The sequence below is a fragment of the Bradyrhizobium sp. genome, from assembly GCF_027307225.1.
GTDB lineage: Bacteria > Pseudomonadota > Alphaproteobacteria > Rhizobiales > Xanthobacteraceae > Bradyrhizobium.
Genome location: NZ_DAHUXJ010000082.1, coordinates 20,055 through 32,503, shown reverse-complemented (window position 1 = coordinate 32,503; position 12,449 = coordinate 20,055). Strand labels below are relative to the sequence as shown.

The following is a 12,449-nucleotide window of genomic DNA, read 5'->3' as shown; positions in this document are numbered from 1 at the left end:
GTCGGTCATCGGTCCGTTCCGGGGAGAAATTTCGTAAGAATAGGAAGGCTTGCGGTGGCGTCCTCATGGGTCGCCACCGCCCTCGCCTCGCCACGCCGGGCCATGCCCTCCTCACCGGGCCACGCCCCGCCGGGGGGACTCGTCAGTCGGGCGGCAGATCCTCGACTGTGAACTTGCCGTAGCGCTTGCGCCAATCGCCGATACCGATCTGCGAACCGGCGATGCGGAAAAGATCGATAACCTGCTCGCGATTGATCACCGTGGCGAGGAAGGTCACGTCGGCGATGGCGCTCCAGTCGGCGAACAGCGGGCGCGTTCGGGGTGTCAGTGCCTTCCTTACGCGCACGAGCTTGCGGAAGCGGAAATCTGCATCTTTCGCCAGGCGCTTGAGATCCTTGGGACCCTCGTACTCGAGCAGCGCCGGCCGATCGACGACCACGGCCGCCGCGAGCGTCGCGCCGTGATTCCTGGTTTTGCACGCGTCCTCGAACGCCTTCTCGATCGCGTCGGGAGGCAGGCAGGCACGCCCCTGGTGCGCCCACAGCTTGCCGCTCCATTCGATGTCCGCGATGCGGCGGTGGTCCGCGAGCGTTTTTCTCCTTTTGCCGGTGACGGCGGCGAGTTTCTGCGCATCGGGGTCGAGCGGATCGGCGAGCCGCGACGCGTTCATCACGAGCGGGCCGGCGGAGACAAGCCTCAGACGCAAGCTTTCGCTGCTCATGCGGCACCTGCGGCGATTGAGGCATCGAACAGCGGAGCGCGGGAATGGAGGACAATGTCCACGACCGTCGGCGCTTCGATCATCGCGTAGCTACGGGCACGGAGAAAATTTGTCACCTCGTCATGGCATCGCGCGCAAAGCGCCGTGAGATCGTCGGGCAATTCGGCACCGAGCCGTTCGTAGGTCCGATGGTGGGCCTGCAACGGGGCTTCCGACGAATCCGCGTTGCAGATGCGGCAACGGAAACCGGCCGAGCGGAGCGCTTCGAAGCGTGCGGGACTGTGCGCCCAGGCATCGCCTGCGAGGTACATTCGATAACGTGGCTGCATTTCGGCTCCTTTCATCAGACACATAATGTCACCAATTAGATGCCGATGCAAGCGTCGGTTTCTTTTTGTAACTGCTACGGTTAATGGATCCCGTGGCGTCCCCCGCCGAGACGGTCGCGCGGAAAGCAGAAACGGCGGTACGACATAAAGAGGCGGCTGCGTCCGCGTTCTGGTCTTACGGCCGACGGACGGGCTAATGTGCGATGGCGAATCGCCGACAGAAAGCCGGCGAAAGATATAACGACCGGTTGGGCAAGAATGGCCGCACAGATCGACATGGCCGACGTCTGGCCGACGCCCGCGCTTTTCCGCGCGGCGCGCGGATTGCTTGGCATAGGACAGGATGAACTCGCTGAGCAGGCCGGATGCGCGCGTAAGACGGTCGTCCTGATCGAAAGTCACGTCGGCGCGACGATGGATGCGCGGCGGGTAGCCATGGTCCGGGATTTGGCCGCGTTCCTGGAGAAGCGCGGAATCGAATTCGTTCGGCCGCCCAGCGGCCAGAAGGGCACCGGCGTACGCTTCGCAGATGGCAACCGGGAGGCCAAAGTGACCGCCGAACTCCGTGACAAAATCGACCGCCGGAGGTCCGCGCGGCAGCGAAAGATCAAAAGGAAGACGACGTCTAAGCGCTAGTGTTGGACCGTACGCGCGTCAGCCCTGCTTTACGTAATTCGCCGGATCGTTTCCGGTCCACTTGTAGATATTCGGCCGCGTCAACTCTAAGAACGGGGGGTTGCGTTTTCGTGCCCGGGTGAGCCGCAACCGAAGCCAGGAATCGCCGAGTTTCGATAAGTGTTCTCCGCAAGCCTCCTCTATTTCGTCAAACGTGAAGGGGCGCCCCACCTTTGAGATCGTAACAGCGACACGCCACCACAACTCTTCGCCCCTGGCGCGGCGCCTGGCTTCCTTGCTATCGACTCTCCATGGCCGGACCTTGGGGAATTCCTCGCCGAAGAACCAGAACCATCCCCCCTTGAACCACCTGATCCTGGACCCCGATAGCCCTTTCTGCAGATCCCGTTGGGCATGAGGGGCCGTGCCGGGTCTCACGCTCGGAAGCAGCCTATTCCATATGTCTCTAGCCCTTAGCCGCGACCCTTCCGATCGAAGGGCTTCCGCGACCGCTTTGGCGAGACGCTCGTCGTCCGCGCCTCTCCAATCCGTCTCCGTAGCCTTGGGACGCTTAATCTGCATCGGCGGTACGAGCTTTATCGAGCCGACTTTTCCCCGGGCGGCGGGCTTCGAGGAGATTCCGTCGCCTGCGGCGGCCTTCTTTGGAACGGATCGCTCGGGCCGCTGTACGTCGGTAAACAGCACGGCCCGAGGGCCTCGAGACGCCTTCGTCGTGGACCGCACGGCCGGACCGGGTAGAGGCGCTGGACGAGCCTTGGGTGGGCCGGACCGAGGAGCCGAGTTGCTGTCGCGACGTTCGCCGACATCCATCTCCGCATCCTGCGAAACTGGGCCGCCGGCGAGCAGCCGCGCCATGAGCCATAACCTGCCGGCAAACTCCTCCGCCGCCGCGACGAGAGCATCCGGCCTCGACCGCATCAGAGCCGCGCGCGATGCCTTCCACTCCTCGAACAGATCCATCACGTCGTTGGACGAGCCCTTGGCTCTTTCCCTGACCTCGCGGTAGCCGAACCGGTCGAATGCGCCGCGCTCGACGAAGAGTTCGTCCGCTGCGGCATACACCCGCTCCCTGAGATCCGTCTTCGTCATCGTGCCGTTCCGCCTGCAACTGGAGGCCCAAGCCTAACCGCGACGGGTTTCGGAGCCGTCAACAGATTTTGGTGGCGCACCGCCACCGGCTCCCGAAATCTCCCGAAGCGTCGCGCGGAGTGCGAGGAAACCCAATAGCCACGGGCCTCCGCGCGAACAGGGCTCCGTCATACGAAGACGGGGAATCGCCCTCTTTTCGCGGGTACGGAATCCTTGCGGAGGCCCGTCGTTATTGGGTTTATCGTCAATGGCTTAAGCGAGATCGGCGCGGTGCGCGACGACCTGAACAATCCGCGAACCTAAGCGGAACATCAAGGAAAAAACCGGAGCCAAGGGGACCCAGACTCCCGAAATTCTCCCGAAGTGCGCACCGCCACTATTTTGTTCAACCACGCCATTCGGCACCATGCGCGTCCGGCCGCGGCTCGGGCGGCCGGACGGCTTCGGGCGTGGCGCAGCGCCACTATTTCCGGAAGGTACGGAAGGAGACGCGACCCGCCACTCGGGCGACGCCTGCGGCGCCGCCCCGACGAGGTGCTCAGGCGGCGAGAGAACCTGCGGCCGGCTTCGTCGGCGCGCGGACGGCGGGAGTGGGCAGCTTCCAGCCGCGGCCGCGGCGCGCCTTGTCCATGCGGTGCACACCCGCCGCGACGTTCGCCAGCGCGACCTTGATATAGCGCTTCGTCATCTCGATGGAGCCATGGCCGAGAAAGATTCGGGTGGCCTCGTAGTCCTGTGTCGCGAGATAGTAGCGGGTGGCTGCGGTCCGGCGAAGGTCGTGGAAGCGCACGTGCGCGAGACCGGCGGCCCTGAAGGCCTTTTTCATCAGCTTCGAAAAATGCCGCTGCTTGAAAGGCACGCGGACCGTCACCGCCTGCGGCAGGCCGTCGACCGTCCGGACGGTCTCGACCGGCCGCGTGAAGACGTACTCGGGATGCAGACCCTTCATGTCCGAGAGTATCTGACGGGCACGCTTGTTCAGCGGAACGGGATAAAGCTTCCGGCCCCTGTTCTTGCGGTGGGCCATGATGCTGCCCTTCGCCAGATCGACCCGGTCCCACGTTAGCCCGGTCACGTCGCCGCGACGGATGGCGGTCTCCAGCTCGAAGGCGAACGGCGCGTGGCATGCCTCGGGCAGATGCGCGCAGATCTTCTCCTCGTCGTCGTAGTCGATGATGACTTCGCGATCGTCCACCGGGAGGTACACCTCCTTCATCCGCGGGCGGTCGGGCAGCGGGCAACGCATGTGATTCTTCGCGACGTTCAGGACGGCGAAGACGACCTGCATGCGCTTATTGACCGTCCCGTCTTTCAGCCGTCCGCTTGTCGTATCGGTCGGCGCCATCCGGATACGGTCGCGTATCTCGATCATGCGGGTGGTGTCGACGGCGGGACAGGGCGTGTCGAGACCCACGAAATCGCCGACGAAGTTCAGATACCCCCAGTATTCGATCTCCCGCTCGATCCGCTCGGGACTTTTCTCCTCGCGGGGACGCGGGTCGTAGACCTTGAGCGTCCAGTACTTGCCCATGGCCTGGTTGAAGGTGACCGTCGGGCCCGAGGCGTCGCGGGCCGCGACCTCGCGGGCGACTTGTTCGCGCTTCTCGACCTCGAGGACTTCCGCCTCTCGGCGGCTGGTCGTGCCGCTGCTGAACGAATACTTTTGGCCCTTGTACTGGAAGGCGATCTGCCATTTGGGCGAATTCTTGTGAAGGTAGACGCCCATCCGCTAAATCCCCAGGCGGCACGGGTCCGCGAGCGCTCCGAGGCCTGACGCGGTTTTCGCACCAGAGACGGTTCGGCATACCTCGATATCGAGGTGACCCAGGTTCATCGCGAACGCCCTGGACGGGTCGGCCGTGGGATGAAGCCGATCAGGCCGCCGGCGGTGCTGGACGGCACGGCCGCCCCCGGCCTCGCCGCGCGCGGCCCGGGTTCCGCAGCCAAACTTCCGGCGTTCCGGTAGAAAGCCATGACGTCGCCCATCGTGAACCTGCGCCTGATCCTCTTGCGCCCGGTTCCGACCGAGCGGAAGGGCAGTTTACCCGCGCGGACGTGCCTGAGCAACGTTTTCTGGTCCAAATTCAACAGCTTAGTGAGGTCCTCCATTCCGAGGTCGGCGCGACCCCCGAATCCTTGACGGAGGACGGATGCCAGTTCGGCTTCCGCGGAGGCCGTATCGCCTTGCTTTGACGTGTCCCTCATCGCTCGAATCCTTGCTTTCGAATCCTTGAGAACCGCGCCGCCCGGAACCCGGACGGTCGACCCGCCACCCGCTCTCGGACGTCGGGCCGGCGCCCGCGACCCGGTTCGCCACCGCAATCGTTCGCGCGTGCCGTTCCTTATCAGTATCAAAATGTAACTGACAAAAGGCGCAACGCAAGCGGTCCTTGCCGCCAAGGTTAACAACTGAAATTCCCAAGCGAAGCCCGGCGGACGCCCGTTCTCAGGCCGCTTCGGCGGATGGCGGCGGCTTGGAGCTGATGTTGAAATACGCGTTGAGAGAATCCGGATGGGTGGGACGGGCCGAAAACCCCAGCGCCAGGGCTGCTGCGATCGGCATTCCGTTCGCCACGTAGCCGCCCTCGAACTTCGACGTCACGTTCGGTCTCATCACGCCGGACTACTTGGACACGCTCACGGCGCGGTTGACGAAGATGACGCCGGCCCACCGCGAGCTGATGGCAACCGAAATGGCCATGCCGTCTATCGCCGATGCCGTCGTGGCTATCCTCGATCTGCCCTCGGACTGGCCGACGATGGATCCAGCGGAGATCTTCCGCCGGGCGTGCGAGCGCGGCGCATCGTTCCATCCGTAAGGAGTGAACCATGCCTGCGGTTGAGCAGCACGCGAAGATCATCTCGCAACGCGAACTTGGCGAAGGCCACTTCGCTTTCGTTGCAGACAAGACTGTATTCTATCCGGCATCTGGCGGCCAGCCGTCCGACGTCGGTATCGTCCGATCGAGAAACGGCTCGGCGGAAGCGACAGTCGAGCGGGTCACGATCACCGCTTCGCCGAACACCCGCGACCCGGCGCAAAGGACTCGGAGGCAGCCTCCGAAATCGAGACGGGTTGAAAGACGTCACGATCAGACGCGGCAAGAAAAACGATCGAAGGCGGTGACCCGCTTCGACAAGATCTCCGCGTCGGAGGTGCGATAGATTTCGGCGCACAGAAATTCGAGCTCGCCCTGCTCGTCGCAGACGTCCGCATGCCACGACCGCGGGCGTCCGTCGGACCCGTCATTCCATCGATATCCACGACGCTTCAGCGTTTCGCGTAACTCGTACGGAGCTCCCGTCGCCCAAATGCGCCACCTGGGCTTCCGTGCGGAATCGAGCAGAACGGCGAGGCCCGTTCGTCCGCTTAGGGGAAGCGGTCGCGTCAAAATCTCGATTCCGGCCAGGCAGTCATGGACCGCGCGGTGACCGTCGAAAAACAGGCCGTGTCCATTCGCAAGATGCGTAAGCCTAGAGCCTTCGAAACCCTCCTCGCGCCAGGGAACTTCGGTGAGCGAACACGCCCACGGCAGGTTCACGAATGCATCGCACAGCCGCTCGCAGAAGCGCCGGTCGAAACTTGCATTGTGCGCGACGACGACGGCTGCCTGACTGATGAACCGGCGGACGTCGTCAGCTTCGATCGAGCGTCCTGCAACCATCTCTTCCGTCAGTCCGGTCAACGCGGTCACTGATGCGGGAATCGGGCGGCCGGGATCCCGCAAGGCGCTGAACGGAGGCAGGATCGATTGGATCACGCCCTCCACATCATAGTCGAAGGGTACCATGGCAAGCTCGATGATCTCGTCCAATTCGACGTCAAGCCCTGTGGTTTCGACATCCAAGAAAATGCCTCGTCTCGTGGAGCAGTCGACTGCGGAACGTGGCTGGTTCGGCCACTCGATGCGTCGGAGAATCCGGTAACGACCGGACGCTTCGAGCCGGCGGGCCATTTGCTCCATATCGTCGTCGGAAAGATCGGTCGCGGAATCGATCGCTGGACTGCGAAGATCGGCAAGGGGAGTATCCAAGTTGCTCTCAACGGCTGTTATGAGTGTCTTTTTGTAACCGATTGCCGACCGCGTATCAAGTCTTCCGATTCGAACTATCCACCGATGGAAGGAAAGGAACAGTTGACACGGGACGGAGCGGCTAATGCCTTAGAGGAAAGGCTCCGGTCAAACCCGGCACCGGGTTCGGTCTCGTTTCGGGCGCCTTTCACTTATGATTATCCGCGCCGATACGGGCCTTCGCCCGGGCATGCTCTCGACATCGGGTCTGGATCGGGAAGAGACGCGGCATGGCTCGCGTCGAGCGGCTGGACGGTGGATGCGGTCGAACCGCCACCGACGATGCTCGCAGGCGCCAAGCGCTTGCACGCCGCGCGGCAGATCACATGGATCGACGACAGCCTTCCGGGACTGCGTCAGGTTCGCGATCTCGATCGGACCTACGATCTGGTGCTGGCGAGCGTCGTCTGGATGCACCTGAGTGCCGGCGAGCAGCGACGTGCCGTAGAGACGGTCTCGTGCCTCGTCGCTCGGGAAGGAATCCTGAACATCACGTCCCGCCGGGGCGGAAGCGAGGTTGATCGAGACTTCCATCCCGTAGATATCGAAGCGACCGTGGACGCATTCGCGGCGAAGGGATTCAACCTGCTCGACAAATCGGCTGACCGGGATCTCCTGGGCAGGGAGGTCGTATGGCAAAAGTTCACGATGAGACAGCGTACGTGAAATAGCTATTCGGCGCACCGTGCTCTTCGATCTGTCTTAACGGCCGTGCATGATAAGCGGGTCGGGCCAGACTAAGAACGAACACGGGCCCGCATATCGAAAGCCATCTGCCTTCCGGGCTGCATTCGGGGCACATGACGTTCGCCTTCGAGCCTCACCTCCGTGTAGTGGCGGTGCAAGGCCTTCTTATGCAGCGGCGAACCGCTCGCCGCCATCGACCTGACGTGATCCACCGCCTCCTGATCGGTTTGAAACCGATCGGAATCCCCGTCCACTTTCTGGATAGTCTGCCTGCCGTTACCCGCGTCATGGATTCCCCAGCCTTGGCGACACATCGACGTCCGCATGGCCCGCGTAAAATCGAAGCAGTCCAGACCCGACCCATCGTCCGGCGGGTGGTCCGTGATGTCGCGCATGAGCCGACCGAACCGGCGCAGCGCTTCCGGAGGAACATCGAGGCGGCTCTCGAAGGCGAAGTTCAAGCGCGTGAGGGTTACGGCCGGGTGAAGGTCTGCGAAGAGCGCCTGGTCCGCGTACAGGAACGACACGTCTCCATCAGAGAGGTCCAAGTGCAGGGCGCCCATCGACTGCATCTCGCGGTTCCAACCGATCGTAATGCCGATCTCGCGGCCCATGTCGTCCGGCCGTTCTGCGTCTTCTGCTCTTGCGCAGATGTTGCGCAAGACCGCAGAAAGCTGCGTGCCGAAGCAATCCTTGGCGGTACCTGCCGACGTCCGGGCGGTGCGCCTATCGCCGCTCGCCTCGGCGCCGAAATCGCATTGAAAGTCCATCGCGATCACCGTACTTGCCGCCGCGGTGATGGATTTCACGTCGGCGGCGGGGCTCGAACAAGCGGCAAGAAGAAACGTCGCATCCTTGGAGCTTGCCTCCGCGGCCGTATCGGTGGGCTCCGGGATGATCCGGGATTCCAGCAGAGCTTCGACCGCCAACCGTGCTTGTGCGGGCTCCAAACCGAGAATTCTCGCTATCTCCCCCACGAATTCCGAAGGCATGCATAGCGCCCGCCTCTCGGACATTCGATCCAGGTGACAGGCGTCCTTCCTCCCCGACTGTTCGTATGAGCAACCCATGGCTAGTCGTCCTCCCTCTCGACCTTCGCCCCGGAGAGAACGCCCTTCCACCAATGCTCGAGTTCGGCGGTCGCTCTGTCCAGCTCGGAAGGCTGGTAGTCGCAGCCGGTCATTTCTCCTGCGAGCCCGAGCGCCTCTTTTTTCGTGAGGCCGCGGATCCGACGGTCGGTGAAGCCCCTCCCCCACATGCGTAGAATGCACCAGAGGGCGTGGCCGCGAGCCGCTTCGATCGCGTCGCCCGTCAGGACGATCGTGCCGTGTTTGGAGATCGAGACGTGTCCTGCACTCATGCTACCAGTCCTTTTTCAGTTGCTGCTTCGAGGGTTCGACAGGCCGAACAACGGAAGTCCATCGACCGTTTTCTGCGGCGGGGTTGCCCTACGTTTGGTCCGACGCTTCGGTCGTGTCATCCATTCGCACCAGCGCATGTGCATCGCGATCGGGACCGAGTACTCGTAGCGCACGATCGGGCCGAACCGATCTCGCGTTGCGATCTCGATCGTGTGTCGTTCCACGAGGCCAGCTTCCGACAGATCCGCCAGCGTCCGGTCCGAACTCCGCGGTTGCGCGCCGGACGCGATACGGTCGAATGCTTGCCGTGCCGCACGCGACAGCCCCTCGCAAGGATGCTCGGGACCCTTCATCGGTCTCGTCTCCTGTTCGGCGTTCTCCGAGCTCGTCATCTATGCGGCGGCTCCGGATCGTTCTCGCGCGCTTCGATCCATTGCAGCAGTTTCGTTTTGCGCGCGTAAAGCTTGTCCCCGACCTTGAACGCCGGCAGGGCGTGATTTTCCCGTAGGTGATAGACTTGACGCCTGAGCCGCTCGTCGGCTGCGCCGAAGAGGAAGAGCGCTATTCCGTCGCCGCCTTCGATGAGGTCGGCTTCACCCTCGATGAGGTCGGCGTCGTCCGGTCGGTCGTTCATGGATCGTCAGCTCCTCAGGCACGCGGCAAGTTTGCGAAAGGTGATTTCGGTGCATCGGCCGGTGCGGACGGAATCGAGCTCTTTGAGACCGTAGTTCCATCGCTCGGAGAAGCGACCGTGAACGCCTACGACCAGAGAAGCCGAATACTCGGGTGAACGGATTTCGAAGTTGGCGTAGATGCCCCACTTCCCGGGCCCCCGCCGTTCGCTATAGCCGTGGGGAAGTTCGTGCTCGTGCATGAAGAACGTTATGAGAGCGGCGAGGCCGTCGAGCGCGGTGTGGTTCGGTTCCAAGCCCAGGCTGAACGGCGGCTCGGAGTACGGGTAGCGGTACGCCGAAGAGGTGCTCACGCGATGGCGTGACCAGGGACGAGCCTCGAGTTTCTTCAAGGCGGTGATCGTGGCGGCGCTCTCCTGGATCGCGGGAGCCGCATAGATCGCGCAGTAGAGGGCGGCGGCATCGTGGGCCGTCATGTCAGGAGCCGTAACCCCCCGCCCCTTTGCGGGCGAACTGTCTTCCGCCTCCCTGAGATCCCTCATGTAGCCGATCACGCGCGACAACGGCTGACGGGTCAGCTCGGCCATGCATTCGACCAGTTCACGCGAGTTAGCCATCTTTTGCAGCGGATTCCCAAACCTGTTGACAGGTCGCCTCGACCATGGTTCTTGAGCAAATGGGATTTTCCCATCTGCCTAATAGATACGTCCTATCAATGCGATAAGTCAAGCGCGCTGGAGCGGTTTTTAGTGAGTATCAGGAAGCGGGTCCTGAAGGTGAGAAAGTCGGGACGACGCACGACAGTGTGGCAGGTCGACTATCGGGATGCCCAGAACAAGCGCAGACACAAGCAGTTTCCTACCCGGAAGGAGGCGGACGACTGGTTGATCGGGGCACGATCGGAAGTTCGCGCGGGCACCCATGTACCCGCGAGCCAATCGAAAACGTTCAAAGAAGTAGCGAACGCCTGGATTGACGATTGCAAGAAGAGCGGGCTCGAACGTTCCACCACGGACGTCTACGAACAGCGGCTTCGCGACTACGGCGAACCCCTCTGGGGCGATAAGAAGATCGGACAACTCACCACCGCCGACGCGACCCAGCTCTATGAGGACGTCCTCGACAAATCGCGCTCGCACGAAACGGTGCGGCGAGTCCGGATCGAGGCGGGAGCCGTTCTCCGCTTTGCCCAGCAGAAGGGTTGGGTGGTCAAGAACGTCATCGCCTTGACGCCGTACAAGCACAAAAAGCGCAAGAAGAAGCGGCCGCCGATGCCGACCGTCCAGGAGAGCAAAGCGATCATAGAAACGACGACTGCGAAGTGGCCCGACTATTTGGCAATGTTGTTCGTCCTGATCTTCTGCGGTCTGCGCGGATCCGAACTGCGCGCGCTGTGTTGGGCGGACATCGATTTCGGGAAAATGATCGTCTCGATCACGAAGCGTGCGGATCGATGGGGAATCGTCGCCCACCCGAAATCGGACGCGGGTACGCGCGACATCGTCATGAACAAGACGACTGCGAAGGCGCTCAAGGAATGGAAGCTCCGCTGTCCAAAGAGCGATCTCGGTCTCGTGTTTCCGACTTCCAAAGGAACGGTGCAGAACCACTCGAACCTGATGAATCGTTTCCTTCGTCCTGCCCAGATTGAAGCCGGAGTCACCAAGCAGAAGCTGGTCGAGGGTGACGAGGGCAAGCAGCGCGGGAAAAAGACCGCGAAGTTCGGCATGCACGCATCGCGCCACTTCTGCGCCGCGCTCTGGATCGAGGCCGATTTTTCGCCGAAACGGATTCAAACGATGATGGGCCACGCCAGCATCATCCAGACCTTCGACATCTACGGCTATCTTTTTGAAGCCCGGATGAACGTCCAGGAAGCCAGGGATCGGGCCGAGGCGATCGTCATGGCCGGCTGAGAGCAGCGTTTTAGATGACGGACGAAAAGCCAAAGGAGTACGCACGATGACGAACTGGGTACGACGCACGAACTTCCTATTCGAAGTTGAGACAGGCGGTCTGACGCTGATCGTGGAAGACCGCAGCGATCGCAAGCTAGGATGGTGTTGGAGCGTCAAAGTCTGGGGTTGCTTCAGCGGGCACGAAGATCCAGGCGAAACGATCTGGCTAGGCGCAGGCGCGCCAACCGCCTCGACCGCTATGAAGGATGTGGAATCGTATGCCCGCCGATTTTGCACGGAGGCCTTGGAAGGTTTGGCGGAGAGCCCCTGCATGGTCGACGAGGAACTTCCGGCGAAAGCCGTCCGCGGTCTTTAGTCGACAAATAGCAAAAGTGTGCGGCGGGGAGATCGCCACGGAAACGATCGCGCTCATCTAAGCAACAAACATCTGATGGCGTTACGCGGGGTGCCAAGCACCTTAACGCGCGGGCGAACGTTCGCCACCGACGGGCTGGCTTTCGGTCTCGCGGAATTCGAATCGGAGAAGGACCGCCTGCTTCCCGAAATCGACGATCGCTCCGTTTGTTCGCACATCGAAGCGCTGTCGGGACATCAGCCGATCGATGCTGGAGCCCTCCTGTGTCAACGGGGGTTCGTTCGGCATGTCATCGACAGAACTCGGGACCGCAGGTCAGTACGGTACACTTCTGTCGTTCGAATTCGCGCAGCGCCGGGGGCTTTCGTGGACGACTCTGACTGCCATCGCATCTTGCATGAACTCGTCGATCTGGATGACTGCGAAACGTTCGATGGCGCCACCGCGCAGAAGATCATCCATCGCCTCGAAACCTTTCGAGACAAGGCGCTGTCGGCGGAGGATGACGCATTCCTGGCCGATCTCGGTCCGTGATGAGCACCCCACCTCGTCCCCCGTCACTGCGCGCCGGCGCACCGCGGAGAGCGCGCACGCAACCAGTCGCCGTACGCCGTCATGGCCAACCAATCGCGATGCTCAGCGCCGTA

General features: G+C 62.3%; 16 protein-coding genes. 5 read left to right on the top strand and 11 right to left on the bottom strand.

The features are described 5' to 3' along the window. Positions 1-142: 142 nt before the first annotated feature. Both M6D32_RS14495 and M6D32_RS14490 read right to left on the bottom strand, forming a co-directional pair. The gene (locus M6D32_RS14495; RefSeq protein ID WP_298257283.1) at positions 143-721 is read right to left on the bottom strand and encodes a hypothetical protein; all 579 of its coding nucleotides are present in this window, start codon (positions 719-721) and stop codon (positions 143-145) included. Continuing rightward, positions 718-1,050: an HNH endonuclease signature motif containing protein gene (locus tag M6D32_RS14490; RefSeq protein ID WP_298257281.1), complete on the bottom strand. Its 333-nt coding sequence runs from the start codon at positions 1,048-1,050 to the stop codon at positions 718-720. Before M6D32_RS14490 ends, M6D32_RS14495 begins: the two co-directional genes overlap by 4 nt. Positions 1,051-1,308: 258 nt before the next feature. Between M6D32_RS14490 and M6D32_RS14485 the strand changes: the two genes are divergently transcribed. Beyond that, positions 1,309-1,686: a hypothetical protein gene (locus M6D32_RS14485; protein ID WP_298257279.1), complete on the top strand. Its 378-nt coding sequence runs from the start codon at positions 1,309-1,311 to the stop codon at positions 1,684-1,686. Between the two features lie 18 nt (positions 1,687-1,704). On the opposite strand, the gene M6D32_RS14480 is transcribed toward M6D32_RS14485, so the two are convergent. The 3 genes from M6D32_RS14480 to M6D32_RS14470 form a co-directional block, all read right to left on the bottom strand. Further along, a complete protein-coding gene (locus tag M6D32_RS14480; protein ID WP_298257278.1) occupies positions 1,705-2,775 on the bottom strand; it encodes a hypothetical protein in 1,071 nt (356 codons plus the stop codon). Between the two features lie 538 nt (positions 2,776-3,313). Next, positions 3,314-4,501 carry a site-specific integrase gene (locus M6D32_RS14475; RefSeq protein ID WP_298257276.1) on the bottom strand — a complete coding sequence of 396 codons (1,188 nt, stop codon included), beginning with the start codon at positions 4,499-4,501 and terminating at the stop codon, positions 3,314-3,316. A gap of 720 nt (positions 4,502-5,221) precedes the next feature. Next, entirely contained in the window at positions 5,222-5,389 is a 168-nt protein-coding gene (locus M6D32_RS14470) for a hypothetical protein (protein WP_298257274.1), read from the bottom strand. A gap of 13 nt (positions 5,390-5,402) precedes the next feature. Here M6D32_RS14470 and M6D32_RS14465 point away from each other — a divergent pair, with 13 nt between their 5' ends. Continuing rightward, positions 5,403-5,594: a hypothetical protein gene (locus tag M6D32_RS14465; RefSeq protein ID WP_298257272.1), complete on the top strand. Its 192-nt coding sequence runs from the start codon at positions 5,403-5,405 to the stop codon at positions 5,592-5,594. Between the two features lie 273 nt (positions 5,595-5,867). On the opposite strand, the gene M6D32_RS14460 is transcribed toward M6D32_RS14465, so the two are convergent. Then, entirely contained in the window at positions 5,868-6,731 is an 864-nt protein-coding gene (locus tag M6D32_RS14460; RefSeq protein WP_366145835.1) for a 3'-5' exonuclease, read from the bottom strand. A gap of 162 nt (positions 6,732-6,893) precedes the next feature. On the opposite strand from M6D32_RS14460, the gene M6D32_RS14455 reads away from it, so the two are divergent. Continuing rightward, positions 6,894-7,514 (top strand): methyltransferase domain-containing protein, encoded by a 621-nt coding sequence (locus M6D32_RS14455; RefSeq protein WP_298257270.1) that lies wholly within the window; start codon positions 6,894-6,896, stop codon positions 7,512-7,514. A gap of 71 nt (positions 7,515-7,585) precedes the next feature. Here M6D32_RS14455 and M6D32_RS14450 read toward each other — a convergent pair whose 3' ends face one another. The 5 genes from M6D32_RS14450 to M6D32_RS14430 all read right to left on the bottom strand — a co-directional run bounded on the left by M6D32_RS14450 (position 7,586) and on the right by M6D32_RS14430 (position 10,115). Continuing rightward, positions 7,586-8,527 carry a hypothetical protein gene (locus M6D32_RS14450; protein ID WP_298257268.1) on the bottom strand — a complete coding sequence of 314 codons (942 nt, stop codon included), beginning with the start codon at positions 8,525-8,527 and terminating at the stop codon, positions 7,586-7,588. An 80-nt stretch (positions 8,528-8,607) separates the two neighbouring features. Continuing rightward, positions 8,608-8,895: a hypothetical protein gene (locus M6D32_RS14445; protein ID WP_298257266.1), complete on the bottom strand. Its 288-nt coding sequence runs from the start codon at positions 8,893-8,895 to the stop codon at positions 8,608-8,610. 15 nt (positions 8,896-8,910) lie between these two features. After that, positions 8,911-9,288 carry a hypothetical protein gene (locus M6D32_RS14440; RefSeq protein WP_298257264.1) on the bottom strand — a complete coding sequence of 126 codons (378 nt, stop codon included), beginning with the start codon at positions 9,286-9,288 and terminating at the stop codon, positions 8,911-8,913. Further along, positions 9,285-9,530: a DNA-binding protein gene (locus tag M6D32_RS14435; RefSeq protein WP_298257262.1), complete on the bottom strand. Its 246-nt coding sequence runs from the start codon at positions 9,528-9,530 to the stop codon at positions 9,285-9,287. The genes M6D32_RS14440 and M6D32_RS14435 overlap by 4 nt, the downstream gene beginning before the upstream one ends. A gap of 6 nt (positions 9,531-9,536) precedes the next feature. Beyond that, positions 9,537-10,115 (bottom strand): hypothetical protein, encoded by a 579-nt coding sequence (locus M6D32_RS14430; RefSeq protein ID WP_298257260.1) that lies wholly within the window; start codon positions 10,113-10,115, stop codon positions 9,537-9,539. A 162-nt stretch (positions 10,116-10,277) separates the two neighbouring features. Here M6D32_RS14430 and M6D32_RS14425 point away from each other — a divergent pair, with 162 nt between their 5' ends. Continuing rightward, a complete protein-coding gene (locus M6D32_RS14425) occupies positions 10,278-11,444 on the top strand; it encodes a site-specific integrase (RefSeq protein WP_298257258.1) in 1,167 nt (388 codons plus the stop codon). Positions 11,445-11,877: 433 nt separating this feature from the next. Next, positions 11,878-12,336 carry a hypothetical protein gene (locus M6D32_RS14420; RefSeq protein WP_298257256.1) on the top strand — a complete coding sequence of 153 codons (459 nt, stop codon included), beginning with the start codon at positions 11,878-11,880 and terminating at the stop codon, positions 12,334-12,336. Positions 12,337-12,449: the final 113 nt, after the last annotated feature.

Bases quoted from the DNA above. Each gene is read 5' to 3' on its own strand.
- M6D32_RS14495 (WP_298257283.1), bottom strand. From the start codon at position 721: ATGAGCAGCGAAAGCTTGCGTCTGAGGCTTGTCTCCGCCGGCCCGCTC.
- M6D32_RS14490 (WP_298257281.1), bottom strand. From the start codon at position 1,050: ATGCAGCCACGTTATCGAATGTACCTCGCAGGCGATGCCTGGGCGCAC.
- M6D32_RS14485 (WP_298257279.1), top strand. From the start codon at position 1,309: ATGGCCGCACAGATCGACATGGCCGACGTCTGGCCGACGCCCGCGCTT.
- M6D32_RS14480 (WP_298257278.1), bottom strand. From the start codon at position 2,775: ATGACGAAGACGGATCTCAGGGAGCGGGTGTATGCCGCAGCGGACGAA.
- M6D32_RS14475 (WP_298257276.1), bottom strand. From the start codon at position 4,501: ATGGGCGTCTACCTTCACAAGAATTCGCCCAAATGGCAGATCGCCTTC.
- M6D32_RS14470 (WP_298257274.1), bottom strand. From the start codon at position 5,389: ATGAGACCGAACGTGACGTCGAAGTTCGAGGGCGGCTACGTGGCGAAC.
- M6D32_RS14460 (WP_366145835.1), bottom strand. From the start codon at position 6,731: ATGGCCCGCCGGCTCGAAGCGTCCGGTCGTTACCGGATTCTCCGACGC.
- M6D32_RS14455 (WP_298257270.1), top strand. From the start codon at position 6,894: ATGGAAGGAAAGGAACAGTTGACACGGGACGGAGCGGCTAATGCCTTA.
- M6D32_RS14450 (WP_298257268.1), bottom strand. From the start codon at position 8,527: ATGCCTTCGGAATTCGTGGGGGAGATAGCGAGAATTCTCGGTTTGGAG.
- M6D32_RS14445 (WP_298257266.1), bottom strand. From the start codon at position 8,895: ATGAGTGCAGGACACGTCTCGATCTCCAAACACGGCACGATCGTCCTG.
- M6D32_RS14440 (WP_298257264.1), bottom strand. From the start codon at position 9,288: ATGACGAGCTCGGAGAACGCCGAACAGGAGACGAGACCGATGAAGGGT.
- M6D32_RS14435 (WP_298257262.1), bottom strand. From the start codon at position 9,530: ATGAACGACCGACCGGACGACGCCGACCTCATCGAGGGTGAAGCCGAC.
- M6D32_RS14430 (WP_298257260.1), bottom strand. From the start codon at position 10,115: ATGGCCGAGCTGACCCGTCAGCCGTTGTCGCGCGTGATCGGCTACATG.
- M6D32_RS14420 (WP_298257256.1), top strand. From the start codon at position 11,878: ATGGCGTTACGCGGGGTGCCAAGCACCTTAACGCGCGGGCGAACGTTC.